Source organism: Paenibacillus plantiphilus (assembly GCF_927798095.1).
GTDB lineage: Bacteria > Bacillota > Bacilli > Paenibacillales > Paenibacillaceae > Paenibacillus_Z > Paenibacillus_Z plantiphilus.
In genome coordinates this window covers 100,611-117,052 of the sequence record NZ_CAKMMF010000001.1, presented here as the reverse complement: position 1 = coordinate 117,052, position 16,442 = coordinate 100,611, and the positions used below count along the sequence as shown (strand labels likewise).

General features: G+C 49.8%; 13 protein-coding genes. 9 read left to right on the top strand and 4 right to left on the bottom strand.

Going from position 1 to position 16,442, the window contains the following annotated elements; all coding sequences use genetic code 11:
- Window positions 1-827 precede the first annotated feature (827 nt).
- Complete coding sequence (gene hemQ, locus L6H65_RS00455) at window positions 828-1,571, bottom strand: hydrogen peroxide-dependent heme synthase (RefSeq protein WP_236338262.1); 744 nt, start codon at window positions 1,569-1,571, stop codon at window positions 828-830.
- 157 nt (window positions 1,572-1,728) lie between these two features.
- Between hemQ and L6H65_RS00450 the strand changes: the two genes are divergently transcribed.
- The 8 genes from L6H65_RS00450 to L6H65_RS00415 all read left to right on the top strand — a co-directional run bounded on the left by L6H65_RS00450 (window position 1,729) and on the right by L6H65_RS00415 (window position 10,152).
- Complete coding sequence (locus L6H65_RS00450) at window positions 1,729-2,016, top strand: YuiB family protein (protein WP_371877612.1); 288 nt, start codon at window positions 1,729-1,731, stop codon at window positions 2,014-2,016.
- Window positions 2,017-2,220: 204 nt separating this feature from the next.
- Window positions 2,221-3,765: a replication initiation and membrane attachment family protein gene (locus L6H65_RS00445; RefSeq protein ID WP_236338260.1), complete on the top strand. Its 1,545-nt coding sequence runs from the start codon at window positions 2,221-2,223 to the stop codon at window positions 3,763-3,765.
- Between the two features lie 22 nt (window positions 3,766-3,787).
- Entirely contained in the window at window positions 3,788-4,750 is a 963-nt protein-coding gene (gene dnaI, locus L6H65_RS00440) for a primosomal protein DnaI (protein WP_236338521.1), read from the top strand.
- A gap of 969 nt (window positions 4,751-5,719) precedes the next feature.
- The gene (locus tag L6H65_RS00435) at window positions 5,720-6,850 is read left to right on the top strand and encodes a sulfate ABC transporter substrate-binding protein (RefSeq protein ID WP_236338259.1); all 1,131 of its coding nucleotides are present in this window, start codon (window positions 5,720-5,722) and stop codon (window positions 6,848-6,850) included.
- A gap of 25 nt (window positions 6,851-6,875) precedes the next feature.
- Entirely contained in the window at window positions 6,876-7,709 is an 834-nt protein-coding gene (gene cysT / locus L6H65_RS00430; RefSeq protein ID WP_236338258.1) for a sulfate ABC transporter permease subunit CysT, read from the top strand.
- A 14-nt stretch (window positions 7,710-7,723) separates the two neighbouring features.
- Complete coding sequence (gene cysW, locus L6H65_RS00425) at window positions 7,724-8,599, top strand: sulfate ABC transporter permease subunit CysW (RefSeq protein WP_236338257.1); 876 nt, start codon at window positions 7,724-7,726, stop codon at window positions 8,597-8,599.
- 188 nt (window positions 8,600-8,787) lie between these two features.
- Window positions 8,788-9,852 carry an ABC transporter ATP-binding protein gene (locus L6H65_RS00420; RefSeq protein WP_236338255.1) on the top strand — a complete coding sequence of 355 codons (1,065 nt, stop codon included), beginning with the start codon at window positions 8,788-8,790 and terminating at the stop codon, window positions 9,850-9,852.
- Window positions 9,853-9,873: 21 nt separating this feature from the next.
- Window positions 9,874-10,152 carry a YezD family protein gene (locus tag L6H65_RS00415; RefSeq protein ID WP_236338253.1) on the top strand — a complete coding sequence of 93 codons (279 nt, stop codon included), beginning with the start codon at window positions 9,874-9,876 and terminating at the stop codon, window positions 10,150-10,152.
- A 269-nt stretch (window positions 10,153-10,421) separates the two neighbouring features.
- On the opposite strand, the gene rsgA is transcribed toward L6H65_RS00415, so the two are convergent.
- Together rsgA and L6H65_RS00405 are read right to left on the bottom strand one after the other, a co-directional pair.
- On the bottom strand, window positions 10,422-11,507 hold the full coding sequence (gene rsgA, locus L6H65_RS00410; protein WP_307728288.1) for a ribosome small subunit-dependent GTPase A: 1,086 nt from the start codon (window positions 11,505-11,507) through the stop codon (window positions 10,422-10,424).
- A 419-nt stretch (window positions 11,508-11,926) separates the two neighbouring features.
- On the bottom strand, window positions 11,927-12,073 hold the full coding sequence (locus tag L6H65_RS00405) for a YqzM family protein (RefSeq protein ID WP_236338252.1): 147 nt from the start codon (window positions 12,071-12,073) through the stop codon (window positions 11,927-11,929).
- Window positions 12,074-12,268: 195 nt separating this feature from the next.
- Between L6H65_RS00405 and uvrC the strand changes: the two genes are divergently transcribed.
- On the top strand, window positions 12,269-14,149 hold the full coding sequence (uvrC, locus tag L6H65_RS00400; protein WP_236338250.1) for an excinuclease ABC subunit UvrC: 1,881 nt from the start codon (window positions 12,269-12,271) through the stop codon (window positions 14,147-14,149).
- 566 nt (window positions 14,150-14,715) lie between these two features.
- On the opposite strand, the gene L6H65_RS00395 is transcribed toward uvrC, so the two are convergent.
- Window positions 14,716-16,380, bottom strand: a complete 1,665-nt coding sequence (locus tag L6H65_RS00395; RefSeq protein WP_236338248.1) for a CPBP family intramembrane glutamic endopeptidase — start codon at window positions 16,378-16,380, stop codon at window positions 14,716-14,718.
- Between the last annotated feature and the right edge of the window lie 62 nt (window positions 16,381-16,442).

Here is a 16,442-nt window from a genome sequence, read left to right as displayed (position 1 = left end):
CGAATTAGCCCACAAATCAAAAATACTAATTGATGTGCCGGCCGTCGCGAAAGCGGGAAAAAGAGGTTATCGATTCAATGTGGACAATCTCACAGCTGCTAATAAATACATAGTCGCACTCATGGAGGCTGCATGTCGGCATTCTGAAAAAGTTCTCAAGATGCCCATTTCCAACTAGAAACATCGCGGCACATGGTACTCGGTCACACGTCGGCGGTCAAACATGGAGGCAAGTAGCTTTTTTGCAGGCTGTTGAAAAGTCAAACCAGCTTGTTCACTTTGAAAAACCGTCTTACAGATGGCGGGGCGTAGTAGAATCCCCTTCACCTGTCGCTGTAAGCTTGAAAAACAGTGTTACAGCACGAAAAAGTGAAACGAGAAGTGCTGTAAGCGTGAAAAACCGTCTTACAGATGGAGGGGCGTAGTAGAATCCCCTTCACCTGTCACTGTAAGCTTGAAAAACAGTGTTACAGCACGAAAAAGTGAAACGAGAAGTGCTGTAAGCTTGAAAAACCGTCTTACAGATGACAGTCATTCTGGGTGGGGGAGACGTCATCGACGTCATAGACGTCGTGGGAGTTTTTGCAGCCTTTTAGCGTTGTGTGGCTTCTATAGGCTGAAAAAGATGTACTTTAGCATCTATATGTTTGGATCGCAGCATGCAGCAAGCGACGATACGCCACAAGAGCGGGAAACTACTGCGATAAAAAATGGTTGGACGGGAACCCACTCCCGTCCAACCATTTCCAGTCGTGCGATCAGCATAAATGCTGACTCCTTACTAAGCTGCTCCTGCTTGTTTGCATAAGCCAAATGAGCTATTGAAGCTATTGCAGCATTGCGGCGAATTTACCGCCATCAAGCAGGTTGCCGACAAAAAACTCGCCAAAGTCGCCGAAACGCGCACTTACTTCATCGAAGCGCATTTCGTACACGAGCTTCTTGAATTGCAGCGCATCCTCTGCGAACAGCGTTACGCCCCATTCCCAATTGTCGAAGCCGACAGAGCCGGTAATGATTTGCTTTACTTTGCCTGCATATTGGCGTCCAATCATGCCGTGGCTGCGCATCATCGCGCGACGCTCGTCCATGCTGAGCATATACCAGTTGTCATTGCCTTCACGGCGTTTGTTCATCGGATAGAAGCAAATATGGTTCCACTTCGGCAGAATCGGTTTCAGTCGCGCGATAATTTCCGGATTTTGCAGCGGATCTGTGCCAGGCTGAGCCATATAGTTGCTTAACTCGACAACGCTGACATAGGAATGCGCAGGTATGGTAAATTGAGCGAACGTTGTTTTATTGAAAGCAACCTCAAGCGCGTTCAGCTCTTCAAGCGTGTCACGCAGGTGCATAAATACAAAATCAGCTTTCTGGCCTACGATCGAGTAGAAGGCCGTGCTTCCTGTCCCGGCATCCTCTACATCCTTCCATTCTTTGAACAGGGTATGCAGCTCGTCCAGCGCAGAATTTCGGAGGCTAACATCAGCTTGCTTCCATGCGGTCCAATTTATAGTGCGAAAATCATGTAATGCGTACCAGCCTTCTAATGTTTGAGCAGCTTCACTCATTCCAATCACTCCTTTGAAAACATTGTATCTTATTGGTACAAAGAAGAGCAAATGACGGACTTGTGACAACATGCCGCTACCGATTGACTTCCAATGTATCATCTACTAAACTAATCGTAGCGAAAGGGGAACGAACGTGATGCCTGATATTCTACAAATATTACAGCTAATCGTTGTGACGATGCTGTTTCTTGTTATGATTTTTGGAATCGGTTTTATTCTGAATATGCTGCTCAAAACAACCTGGTTTCCGATCTATCTGTTCGTTATCGTATTGCTGCCGCTCGCGATTTGGTGGACGTGGGATGACAGCAAATCGACGCTGGACAATTTTACAGCCTTCTCTTATGTCGATATTCTTCCGGTTATCGGCGGTTTTATCGGAGCGTATGTCAGCGGTGCAGCCATTCGCGCGCTGCGGCGCGGCGGCTACAAAATGTTCTAGAATGGTATACCGACAGAGGCACGGCCAAACGAAGGAGCTTGCTTGCCAGCTATTCAGCAATCAGGAACCCTTGAATAGGCGAGATGCCTCTTTTTTTATTATAATGTTCCCTCAATCGGGGGAATTTTCTTTTTTTCAATCCTGAAAGACCGCTGTCATTTATGTTAAACTAGTAGAAAGTAAACGTCGGACGGAGTGCATGGGATGCGGATCGGGAACTTGCATCAATTTACGGAGCATCATCGTTATTTCATCTTTCGCGATTTCTCGCTAAGCGCTGTAGACCGCAAGATGATAGGACTTATTTATCAACCGATGATCGGGGCGTTTGCGATCGGTTTATACCAGCAGATGTATCAGCAAATTGCTGATGATCGTGTCGGGTACTCCACATTGGAGCCGCAGCGCAAGCTGCTTCTAGGCTCGGGACTTGATATGAACGAGCGCGGACGTCAGGAGCTTGTCGATCAAGCTTCTCGCCTTGAAGCGGTTGGACTGCTGCAAACCTCCAAGCTTGGCGTGGCGGACAACGAAGACGTTGTTTTCGAATATGAGCTTGTGAAGCCGTTGTCGCCGGATGAATTTTTTCGCAACCCTCATCTGATGATGCTGCTTCGCGACAAGGTCGGCAAATATACCGTTATTGCATTGCGAGAATCGTTCTATGAGAAGGAATCGGATGAGCTTGCAGGAGCAGAGCTGGTACGCGAGAATATTACTGTGCCGTTCTATGAGCTGTTCAAGCTGGGAACAGGGACAGTCGATTCAGAGCTTGAACAAGCGCTGACGGAGGTTGCGCCTGCGCGTCAGGTTATCCCTAAGGAGAAGCTGGAAACAGCGGGCATTCAATATGGGGAGATTATTATGCGGTTTCCCCGCAATTCTGCGAATCGGCAGTATGTGGAACGGCTTCGCGGCGATGAAGAGCAGATGGCGCAGTTGAATTATATTGCTTATAAGTACAGTCTGACCGTGGTGGACATGTGCAGGCTGCTCGATGAGGATCATGTATTTAATTCGCGTGGCGAGCTGTTGGTGGATGAGCTGCAGCTTCGGGCGAACGGGATGTACCGTCAGGACCGCAAGCGTGATGACGAACGACAGCGCATGTTTGGACGCAACGGGGCGGCAGCTGGCGGCAGCAGCGCTGCAGATGATTCGGGAAGCGACGATATGCCGGATGAAGTGGCGGTCAATGCTGAATTTTATATGGAAGTGCCCGCTCAGCTGGCAAACCGCTGCGATATTCATCAATATAATATGCTGATGCGCAATGAGCCCCATACACGGTTCTTGTCCCGCTTTTTCCCTGGTGCTGTGCCGGAATGGATCATTCGAGTCTATGAAGTGATCGATTTGAATTACAGGCTCCCCGGTTCAGTCATTAACGTACTTATCCATTATGTATTCGGTATGAATGATGCACAGCGGGTGACGAAGACATACATAGATGCCGTTGCATCGAATATGCTCGTGAAGCAGGTTGATGGATTCGAGAAGGCTGTTCGTTATGTCAGAGAGCAGGTTCGAATGGAAGCGGAGAAGGAGCGCAGACGCGAAGGCGCTGGCGGTGCTTCAGGAGCAGCATCAGGGGTGAGAGGAAGTGGCTCAGGGGCTGGCGGAGCGCGTGGAGGACGACGCAAGCCGGCGATCTCCATTATTCAGGATTCACAGGGCGACTCTGCGTTGACACCGCAAGAGATGGAAGAAATACGAAGCCTGGCTCGTAAACTAGACGGAAAATCGTAAATCGAGGTGATTTCGTATGGCGATGGAATCGCTTGGCGAGCTGCTGAAATCATTCCCCAGCGGCAATAACGCGCTTCAACAGGCAGAACGGCTCATGGAGGAGCTGCTCCGAGATCCGCTCGTGGAGCGGCTGATGGCCAAAAACCCAGAGCTAAACCGAGAGACGATTCGGTTGAATTTGAATCGGGTTTACCAGCATGTAACCGAATATCGCAACTGCTCGAACTGTCCGGGTCTGGACAGCTGTCCCAATGATTTTGAAGGGCATTATACACTGCTTTCCTGCAATGTTATTGGGGATCAGGTTCAGCTGACGGATCGGAAGGTGACGTGCAAGAAGCTGCTTGCGCGTCAGAGCGAGGAGCAAATTCGGAGCCGGATTAACAGCTTCTATGTCGATGAGCGGGCGCTATTGCAGGGCTACTCTGCCGATGAGATTGTGTCGAGCGATCTGGAGCGGATGAAAGCGGTCGGACAAGTGCTGAACTATATTGAACGAACGAAAGAGCAGGGACTGCAGAGAGAGGGCATGTATCTGGCGGGCCTGTTCGGTACGGGCAAGACCTTCCTCATGTGCTATATGCTGCATGAGCTGGCTAAAGCGGGCTTCACCGGTGCAATTGTCTATATGCCGGAGTTCGTAGAGGACTTGAAGTCGCTTATGTTCGAGCCGGGCAAGCTGAAGGAAACGGTAGATTTGATGAAAGAAACGGATCTCCTTATCTTCGATGATATCGGTGCGGAGAATCTCAATCCATGGGTGCGGGATCATGTGATGGGCGCCATTCTGAATTATCGGATGAACCGCAAGCCGACCTTCTACACCTCCAATTACGATCTGGATGCTCTGGAGCAGCATTTCAGCTTCACGAATAAAGATGGCGATGAGCTGCATAAAGGTCAGCGGATCATGGATCGGATCAGACCTTACGTGGAGATTGTTCATGTAACGGGACATAACAAGCGCGGGCGAAAAAGCCAGTAAGTTGTCAGTCAGCGAATAGTGGTGCAATGAACAATGGCCGAACAGGGGGTGTCTCCTGTTTGGCTGTTTTTTTCGTTCATCGGCCGTCTTTCTTATATTCATATTTCCTTAACTGGGGATAACATGCTGTCAAAATATTTCATTGTTATTCACCTCCATTACTCGCAATATCGCATACCTCCAGGGACTTTCATGAGCCCACTGTACCATATCTCCAGAGACAGCCGCGCATAGCTGCACAAACTCTCATAACATCGTTCACGTCACCCCGTAATGAAAATAGGAGTAGCTATCTTTTTTCGCATCAGATGAAGTTCCTGCATGGAAAGCGGCTTCATTTAGCCGAAAGTACTGCATAAATCAAGCTATTGCAAAAGCTTAGGGGACATTTTCCCGATGTAAGCTGTTCCAAACGTTGCTTGCTGGCTGGCATCTCCGTTACTGCTGAAATACAGGTAATATGGCTAGAAAGGACGTTTTCAAGCCATTTACCTGCGAAAGTACATCAAAAAGTCAGTAAAGTACCGCATACGCTGGTTTCTGGCGATAGTTGATGTATTTTTACAGTTACTCCGTCCGTGTGCTGCTATATTTGATGCAGGAGATGTATTTTCGCTTTTGCAGGTATGTGCGATTGATAGCAGGTTAGATAAGACGGCGGATGATCCTTCCACAGATAACGAACGGTCGCGGTTCTCTTAAGCGAGAAGGCTGTCCCATTTAGCTGGGACATGGCTCCTGCTATCGGAAACAGCCTATTTTCCATATCGAATATCGGCACTATATAAGCAAATATTATATGGTCGATCAATAATTCGAAAAATAATGATTGACAAGGGAGCTTGTCCGTTGCTATTATTCTTCCATAACCAACTAAACAGGTAGGATTAATTTAGTTTATAACCGGACAACCGGAGTAGGCCATTAGCCCGTTATCTGTCACATGAAAAGACTAGGGGTGCTTGTTATATGTCAACTCAAACAAACAGAAATCATTTTCCGGTTCGTACTTTAATCGTCTTCCTTGTACTAGCGATCGCGCTGGTCGGATGCGGCAACAGCAGCAACTCAACCGACAACAATAAGAAAGCAGCTAATGCTGCCAATACATCAGGTACTGACAAAAAAGACAACGGTGCAGAAACAACGCCAGAGCCGAAAGAAGCAGTAGAATTGCTCAACGTATCCTACGATCCAACTCGTGAATTGTATGCAGCCTACAATGAGCTGTTTGCGAAGCATTGGAAGACGGAACAGAACCAAGAGGTTACGATCAAGCAATCGCATGGCGGATCAGGCAAGCAAAGCCGTGCAGTTATCGATGGACTGGAAGCAGATGTCGTTACATTGGCGCTTGCTTACGACATTGATGCCATCGCAGATCAGCAGTATTTGAAGACCGACTGGCAGAAGCAATTCGATAAGAACAACTCGCCATATACTTCCACCATCGTATTTCTAGTTCGCAAAGGAAATCCGAAGGGCATTAAGGATTGGAATGATTTACTGAAGGCAGGTGTAGAGGTTATTACGCCGAATCCGAAAACAAGCGGCGGCGCTCGCTGGAACTATCTCGCAGCATGGGGCTACGCGCTGAAGAAGAATGGCAACGATGAGGCGAAAGCGCAGCAGTTCGTAACGGATCTGTTCAAGAATGTGCCGGTACTGGATTCTGGCGCGCGCGGATCAACAACAACTTTCGTTGAACGCGGCATTGGCGATGTACTGCTGGCTTGGGAGAACGAAGCTTACCTGTCCGTGAATGAGCTGGGCAAGGACAAATTCGAGATTGTATATCCATCATTAAGCATTCTTGCTGAACCGCCAGTTGCCATTATTGATAAAGTGGTTGATAAAAAAGGAACGCGTGAAGTAGCGGAAGCTTATCTGAAATTCTTGTACACAGAGGACGCTCAGAAGCTGGTAGCAGAGCATTACTACCGTCCGACATTGGAGTCGGTAGCCGAGCAGTTTACGGCTCAATTCCCTAAGCTTGAGCTGCTTACCATCGATGGCGATTTCGGCGGCTGGAAAGAAGCCCAGACGAAACATTTTGCAGATGGCGGCGTATTCGATCAAATCTATGTGCCGGGATCTTAAGGCTAATGACAGGAGCTGACTTCTCATGAAAGGTTCCAAATCCCGCAGCATATTGCCAGGGTTCGGTTTGTCGCTTGGTTTCACCATTTTCTACCTCAGCGTGATCGTACTTATCCCGTTAGCCGGCGTGTTAATCAAAACCGCCGGGTTAACCTGGGAACAGTTCTGGGACACCGTCACCAATGCACGCGTGCTGGCCTCGTATCGAGTCAGCCTTCTTACAGCCCTTACAGCAGCTATCATTAACCTTGTATTCGGACTGTTGATCGCATGGGTGCTCGTCCGTTACCGTTTCCCAGGCAAAAAGCTCATTGACAGCCTTGTCGATCTGCCGTTTGCTCTGCCTACAGCAGTAGCAGGGATTGCGCTTACTGCGATCTATGCTCCGAACGGTTGGATGGGCCAGTTTCTAGAGCCGCTGGGCATTAAGGTTGCTTTCTCGCCGATTGGCATCACAATCGCGCTAATCTTCATCGGCTTGCCCTTCGTTGTCCGTACCGTTCAGCCTGTGCTGCAGGATCTCGATAAGGATGTGGAGGAAGCTGCTGTCATGCTGGGCGCATATCGCTGGCGGACCTTTCGCCGGATCATAATGCCGGAGCTGCTGCCGCCATTGCTTACTGGATTTGCACTTGCATTCGCTCGTGGTATTGGTGAATATGGCTCGGTCGTATTCATCTCCGGCAACATGCCGCTCAAGACAGAGATCGCTCCGCTTCTTATCATGACGAAGCTGGAGCAGCATGATTACCAAGGAGCTACGGCAATTGCGCTTGTTATGCTGGTCGCATCCTTCATCATGCTGCTCATTATTAATTATTTGCAATGGCGGAGCAACCGCCGTGTAGCAGTGGGTTAGGGGGCGTACATCATATGGCTGGAGCAATTACCGCCCACTTGTCCGAGAAGGCGTCTAAGCGACCGAAGCATATTACGGAATCACCTATAATACGTGTTGTACTTATTGGAATCGCACTGCTTTTTCTGGGACTTATCGTTCTGCTGCCGCTTGCCTCGATATTCGTTGAAGCATTTAAGAAAGGTTTCGAGGTGTATGTCGCTTCGGTAACCGATCCGGATGCAATATCGGCGCTCAAGCTCACTTTAATGACAGTTCTTATCGCTGTGCCGCTTAATACAGTGTTCGGTATTGCGGCGGCTTGGGCAATCAGCAAGTTCCAATTCCGCGGTAAAAATGTCCTTATTACGTTGATCGATCTTCCTTTTGCCGTATCGCCGGTTATTTCAGGTCTTATCTTCGTGCTGCTCTTCGGAGCGCAGGGAATGTTTGGACCTTGGCTGGCAGAGCATGATATCAAAATTATTTTTGCGCTGCCGGGTATCGTACTGGCAACGACCTTCGTTACATTCCCGTTCATTGCCAGAGAGCTGATCCCGCTTATGCAGGCTCAGGGTGTGCAGGAGGAAGAGGCAGCAGCGAGCCTCGGCGCCAAGGGCTGGCAAATCTTCTGGCGTGTGACGCTGCCGAACGTCAAATGGGGACTGCTATACGGCATTATTCTTTGTAATGCTCGCGCTGTAGGGGAATTCGGGGCAGTATCCGTCGTATCCGGCCATATTCGCGGAGAGACGAACACACTGCCGCTGCACATTGAGATTCTTTACAATGAATACCAATTCTCAGCATCCTTTGCCGTTGCATCGCTTCTTGTTCTGCTTGCGCTAGTTACGTTAATCGTGAAAAGCCTCGTGGAATGGAAATCGGCTCAGCAGCAAGCTGAGGAATGAAGCAGGCTCAGCAAGCAAGGCGATGGATGGAATCAGACACAACAGCAAGTTGCGAGATGGAAGCAGATATAGCCGCAAGGCGAGGAATGGAAGTTGTCAGAGAAGCGAGCGCGGAAATGTAAAAGGCTATCGGGTTTTGCTTGGAATAAGTGAAGGGCAAATGACCGCAGCGGAAGGGAGAGGTCCAAATGCATATCGAGGTACGTGGAATATCGAAAAATTATAATGGACATCAAGCGGTTTCGGATGTGAGCTTTTCCATAGAGCGGGGCAAGCTGATCGGGCTGCTGGGGCCGAGTGGCGGAGGGAAATCGACGCTGCTTCGCATTTTGGCAGGATTGGAAAGTCCGGATGCCGGTGAAATTTACATCAATGGCAAGCTTGTGAATGATGTTCAGCCGCAGCAGCGCGGGATCGGCTTTGTATTTCAGAATTATGCGCTGTTCAAGCATATGAACGTATTCGATAACATCGCGTTTGGATTGACAATTCGCAAGAAGGACAAGGCGGAAATCAAGCAGCGGGTGGATGAGCTGTTGGACCTGACTGGACTGCGCGGCTTTGAGAAGCGATATCCGCATCAGCTGTCAGGCGGTCAGCGCCAGCGTGTCGCTTTCGCAAGAGCGTTAGCTCCTAGACCGGAGCTGCTGCTTCTGGATGAACCGTTCGCAGCGATCGATGCTAAAGTACGCAAAGAGCTGCGCACTTGGCTGAAGCAGTTGATTAGTACGATAGGCATCACATCGATATTCGTTACGCATGATCAGGATGAAGCGGTTGAAGTCGCAGATGAAATGCTGATTGTCCAGCAAGGAAGATTAGAGCAGCAGGGGACGCCGGTTTCGATCTATACAGAGCCGAAAACCGCCTTTGTTGCCGGATTTATTGGACATTCTACTGTCGTCGAGCAGCCGACCTCTCTGCGGGGCTTCGAGCTAACGAAGCTGTCAGTCGGGACACAGGCGATCATTCGACCGGAGTTTGTTGAGGTAGGACGAGAGCAGGAAATCGCCTTTCCTTCTGCGGCGGCAAAGGGCACTGTGAGGCATATTTTTTTCCGGGGGGCGCATCTTGAGCTTGATATTCAAGTAGGCGATAACCGTGTCGCTGCTCATCGTTCACTGGATCAGGAGCCGCTGCAGCCGGGAGAGGAAGTTTCCGTACTTATCCATCGTTTATATGTTGTATCTGAGCAGTCTGCCACCATGGTGGAGAATCCGCTCAAAGTCGATCCGCTGCCGGTCCATATATAATATTGAGTAGGAGTGATAATAATGGCAAAGCCTATCGTGCTTGATCAAGAATGGCTGGAGCGTATTGCGACACAAGTGAATGGACTGGAATATGGATCGGTGCTCATCACCGTCCATGATGGTCGTGTCGTTCAGATCGACCGAACCGAGCGGAAACGGTTTGACGCCGCGAGCAGCAAGCAGCAGCAACCGCAATCCCAAACACAATCACAATCACAGCAAGCTCATCAGCAATCGCAACAACAGCGGCAATCGGCGGGCAATGGCTCTGCTGACAAGCTGAAGGCTGTTGGCGGGTAGAGCGGGGATAGGGGCAAATGCTCACAGAAGAGCTGTCTTTTCAACGAATGCGTATCGTTGATAGAGACAGCTTTTTCTTGCGCAGCAGCCATGCACCTGGATCTCTTGTTGTCAGCTATGAACGTATACGAGTAAAGACGCCCCCTCCCCTACGAAAATAGTAGTCTTGGAGGCGTTTTTGCTCATTATTAGGGACTGGCTCCCCGCTTATAACCTTTGGCGACAGCCGACAACCTTATCTATAGCTGCAACCCTGCTCTCACAGTTTATTACTCCAATCGATATCTACCTCCCTTGGAGGCGGCTCGTTTGTTGGAGCTTTTTTTGAGACGCTGACTGACGGATTGCTCTTTGCGTGCCATGTGGGCAAGCTCCTTGCCGGTTTTTTTGTAGCTGGCGAAGCGTTTGGCATCGAGCGTGCCCTCGGCTATCGCTTGCTTCACCACACATCCGCTTTCTTGTTCGTGTCGGCAGTCGCGGAACCTGCATGCTGCAGCCAAAGCTTCGATGTCGGCGAATGCTTCCTGCCAGCCTTCATCGGCATCCCAGAGCTGGAGCTCGCGCATGCCAGGCGTATCAATCATAACTGCGCCGCTCGGGAGTGGGAACAGCTCGCGATGTGTTGTCGTATGACGGCCTCGCGCGTCATCTTCGCGAATGCCTTGCACACGCTGAAGGTCATCTCCTGACAGCCAGTTCAGCAGCGTTGATTTGCCGACGCCGGATGAGCCGATGACAGCTATCGTACGGCCGCGCTGGAGATAAGCCTCAAGCGCTTCTTTTCCCTGATCATTCATTGCACTAACCGCGTGCACCGCTACACCTGGCGCAATTGACTCCACAGTAGCAACACGGCTTGGCGCATCCTCGCACAGATCCGCCTTGGTCAAGAGAACGACCGGCGCAGCACCGCTTTCCCATGCGGCAACGAGATAACGTTCGAGTTTGCGCAGATTGAAATCGTCGTTGAGCGCATTTACGATAAACAAATAATCCATATTCGCACCGACTACCTGCTCGACTGGGACACTGCCGGCGGCTCTGCGGATCATGGCGGATCTTCTCGGCAATACAGCATGGATAACTGCCTTCGGCTCTCCCTGTAACGGCTGCACTGCTACCCAATCGCCAACAGCTGGAAATTGGCTTCGTAATACCGCTTCAAACTCAAATTTGCCGGTTACCTCAGCAATTCGCTCGCCCTCCGCCATAACAATTCGATAGCAGTGAGAATACTGCGCTGTCACACGCGCAGGCAGCAGCCCTGCATAACGTTCCCCGTTCATAGTCGCTTCCCAGCCATCATTCCAGCCATATGTGGTCAATAATTGATTATCATTTATAGATGTTGTCATTTGTATATAAGCTCCCTTATTCGTATCTTGTGTGATAAAAGCATAAAAAAAACCGCAGGAATGTATCTCCTGCGGCAGAGAAAAACAACCAATAATAAAAGCCGCAAGAAACCTGTGCGGTCTCTTACGGCTGGGTGTGAATAGTGAACTTCAAAGCAGCTGCAGACTTATATCAATAAGTCATGCGCCGCTCCAAAATCAAGTTGTCGGGTTCCGCCTGAGACCGCTGCATATGCAATTAACGTGTTCACTGCCATATTCGTTGAATTGTACATCGTGCATCAGCCTCCTTGTTATAACCTATAATTGACATTGTATGTTCTAACGAACGAGATGTCAACGGACAACATTACGGACAATATTATGAAAATAGCTTCATACCGAGATGAACCGGTACGAAGCTATCTTGTAACGTATCGTTACGAAATGAGAAGTTTAACAATCACCGCAGCGGCGAATATGACGAACATAACGCCGAAAAAACCAATGAAGCCGAATGCGACATCAAACAGGTCATCGCGCGGTTCCTCGTTCAAATGCTCGCGCGGATCTCTAACGTTTTCCATAGCTACATTTCCTCCTCAAAAACAACGATTGCTCCCCATAGTATACCCAACTTCACGAATCATTGTAAAGCCGCTGTTCGTGACAATTATGAGGCGAATTGCACCTTGGCTCCGCGGAATCCTTGAAGCGCTCCCGTTTTTTATTCCCCCGCTATGCTACAATAGAGACAATGACAGGTCGGGAGGAGAGTCGGGATGGAGGAGCAAATGACAGCACGCTCGGCGGCGGAGCATATTCGCGGCAAGCTGGCGCTGCTGCCGGATCAGCCGGGATGCTACTTAATGAAGAATGCTGACGGAAGCGTCATTTACGTCGGCAAAGCCAAAGTTCTTAAAAATCGCGTACGTTCTTATTTCAACGGAAGCCATAATGGCAAAACACAGCGGCTCGTATCGGAAATTCGCGATTTCGAATATATTGTCACCTCAAGCAACATGGAAGCACTCATATTGGAATGCAATTTGATCAAGCAATATTTTCCAAGGTACAACGTTCTTCTCAAGGATGATAAAACTTTCCCTTATATCAAAATAACAAACGAACAGCATCCCAAGCTGGAGGTAACCCGTCGGATCGTGAAGGACAAGGGCAAATATTTTGGCCCGTATCCTAACGCATATGCCGCGCAGGAGACCAAGAAGCTGCTGGATCGGCTGTATCCGCTGCGCAAATGCAAGACACTGCCGGACAAGGTATGTCTGTATTATCACATCGGACAGTGCATCGCGCCCTGCGAGTATGACGTTGCCCCAGAAACTTATGAGGGAATGGTGCAGGAAATTACCCGTTTCTTGAATGGCGGACATAACGAGGTCAAGAGGACGCTTGAGACGAAAATGTCGGCAGCAGCCGAGGCGCTTGAATTCGAGAGAGCCAAGGAATTTCGCGATCAGTTGATCGCTATCGATGCGGTCATGGAGAAGCAAAAAATTAATATGGCGGACGCAATGGACCGCGATGTGTTCGGCTATTTTACGGACAAAGGGTGGATGTGTGTCCAGATTATTTATATGCGTCATGGCAAAATGATCGAGCGGCGAGCGACCACGTTTCCATATTACGGGGAGCCCTATAATGATTTCATGACGTTCGTCACGCAATATTACAGCGATAATCCAGCGTTGCCCAAGGAAATATTGCTGCCTGCCCCCCCTGAATCAGAGTCGCAGGCTGGAGAGCGGGAGAATGAACCGGAGGAGGGCTCCGCTTCGTCGGAAGCTGCTGCTGATGAGGTTGGCTCCACCCTCCAGGAATGGCTGAAGGTGAAGGTATTCGTTCCGCGCAGAGGGCGCAAACGTGAGGCTGTCGAGATGGCCGTAGCCAATGCCAAGGTCTCGCTCGACGAGAAATTCCGTCTGATCGAACGGGATGAGGAGCGGACGTTCAAGGCTTCAGAGGGTCTTGCGGAAGTATTGGGATTGCCGACAGCAAGCCGGATCGAGGCTTTTGACAACTCGAACATTCAAGGAACGAATCCCGTATCAGCCATGGTTGTCTTTACCGATGGCAAGCCTGATCGCAAGGAATACCGCAAATACAAAGTCCGAACTGTTACAGGACCGGATGATTACGAAACGATGCGAGAGGTTATTCGCCGCCGTTATGAGCGTGTGCTGAAGGATGAGCTGCAGCCTCCTGATCTTATCGTTGTGGACGGGGGACGCGGACAAATATCTGCGGCGCTGGACATTCTGGAGAATGAGCTTGGCCTTGCAATTCCGGTATGCGGCCTTGTGAAGGATGCCAAGCATAAAACCGCGCAGCTTATGATCGGCGAGCCGCCGGAGATCGTTCCTCTGGCGCGGGACAGCCAAGAGTTCTACCTGCTGCAGCGCATTCAGGATGAGGTTCACCGGTTTGCCATTACGTTTCATCGCGAGCAGCGCGCCAAATCGATGGTCGCCTCGCGTCTGGATGCGATACCGGGCATTGGCGAGAAGAGGCGCAAGCTGCTGCTCAAGCATTTTGGCTCCATTAAAAAAATAAAAGAAGCCGGAATTGAAGATTTCCGGCCTCTGTCTATCGGCGAGAAGCTTGCCGCCCAAATTTTAGAAGCGTTGAGGGAGGAACCGTAACTTGGGTCCCTCTTCTTTTTTGGACACAAGCAATTCGTGTACGAAGGTTGTCGTGATATGCGTGGAGTGAGGGGCGTCGATGCTGGAGACTGCTGTAAGCAGAAAAATCCTGCTTAAAGCTGCTGAAAGGGAACGCGATCGGTCGTTTAAGCGGGGAAAATCGCCTTACAGCGCGAGCGAGCGAGTGAAATGGACTTCGGTGGGGACGATAAGCAGACAAAAACCGCTTACAGCTACCAGAAAATGCGCGATCCTTCTTATAAGCCGGAAAAATCGTTTTACAGCACAGCCCGAAGGAGTCAATGAGAAGGAGTCAAGGAGAGTGCCTGGAGTATTACAGAGGTACACTAGTGTGCGATGTCGAAGCAACATATATTTTCCAATTCCACAAGGGGGGCTGTCCCAAAAGTCATTCTTGGAGATTTCAACTCCCGCCTTCTTCGTAATATTTAGTTAAAAAAACAACCTTCATCTCCACTTTTATAGTGGTTTTGAAGGTTGTTTTTTGAATTTTATGGAATTGACCTAATCGGATTTACCCTTTTGCGATAGCCCCTTTAAAAAAACTAAGTGGCAGGGTTCGGGTCCTTGTCAAGGGATGGAGACAGCGGCTGCGGCCTGTTCCGCGCTGCTCTGTTGTCCCACAGCCGGATGAGCCAAGCAATTGGGATCGGCAGCAGGATGTAGAAGATGCCCCACAGGATATTGCCCAGCGAGCCCATGAACATGAGGGAGATCGCCATCATGACGCTGTTGAAGATCGCATGGGTGAAGACGGCCGTAATAAATCCGTATCGCAGAAACAGGAAGCTGAAGATTAGTCCGAGAATCGTCAGCTCGACCAGCCGCGTAGTTGCCGGAAAGATCGGGTAGGTGACATGTCCCAGCGCCCAGATCACAGTGGGGATAAGCGCGGCGACAAAGGTATTCTTGAACCACTTCTTCATGAGTCCGATTCCGAACAGCCGGTAGATGGCCTCCTCGGATATCGCTGCACACCAGGCAAGGAGGGGGAGCAGCCATGGTATCGACAAATTATAAGGAGACTGGGTAACATCGGACGTTGCCCAAGCGCCTGTCATGCTGGTCCAGATTATGAAAATAACGGTTTGAAGGCCGAGCAGCATGAAAGCGGCCAAATATCCGAGCCACATACTGCGCCACACATGATCGCCGTAGCCTGCTTCGCGGAATCTCGGCCATAGCGTGCGTCCCGTGGAACGCCACAGTCCATCTCCGCCGACAAGGGAAAAGTAAACAGAAACGGCCAGCAAAAACGTGAAAATGGTTGTAATGATCAGAGTGATGGCGATTATTGCGCCTTCGTCGGCAATGGTGTCCTCCCCTGAGCCTGCAAGTATGCCATCGATCATATTAAAATTGTTCACCGCATAGAACCCAAGGAATATCAAGGTCAGCAATATTCCCCGCACAAATGAAGTATGCTTCCGGTACAGGATGGCGTAGATGACCGCAAGAACAAACAGTACAAAGGTTAAGAACAGATACCCGCCGTAGGACAGCCACATGGCAAGCGTGCTTTGCTGATCTACATAGTGCTCATAATCCTTTGGCGCGATAAAAGCAGGCTTATACTTGGTAATAACGATGCTGCCATCGTCAATCTGTTGGCTGCGAATCTCCAGCATAAGTTCTGCTTCTCCGATCGCGGCTCCTTTGGGCTTGAGCCACACGGTTCCATTCAATGCGTTGTGCTTGTGCACATCCAAGTCGGCTTCCTTGAAGCCTTGCTCCTTGGCAAAGGCAATCGCCGCTTCAAGCTGCTCCTTCGTTCCTGGAACCGCCGCATAGGAAGCCTCTCCCCAGTTCCAGCTAACGACCTTGCCGGTTTCCATATGTACATAAATAAAGAGCATGCTGTCATCCGGCATCACCGTGTTGACCTGAAAAGTATCGGTTGGGAATGCCTGATCGTAATCCCTGTCGTAGCGGTCGAACAGCTCTTCTTTGGACAAATAGCCGTAGAGCAAGCTGTCTGACTGATGAACAGCATGCGTGCCTAACGGCTGCAGATCGAAATGGCTTCGAACGAAGTCGTCTGCGGCTTGCTGTGCGTCGCTCTTCTCGATAATCTGACCGCCTGTATCACTCTCGAAAAAGGATTGTGCTGTAGCAGGCAGCACTTGAATCACAATATAAATAACGATGCCGATTGCCGCAAAGATCGAATACAGGGTCCAATTTGGCTGCAGCTTGTTGTACGGGTTCATTCATACACCTCTATCTTTGAAATATAAGCAAATAATCATTTACATCTACCATATCATACAAC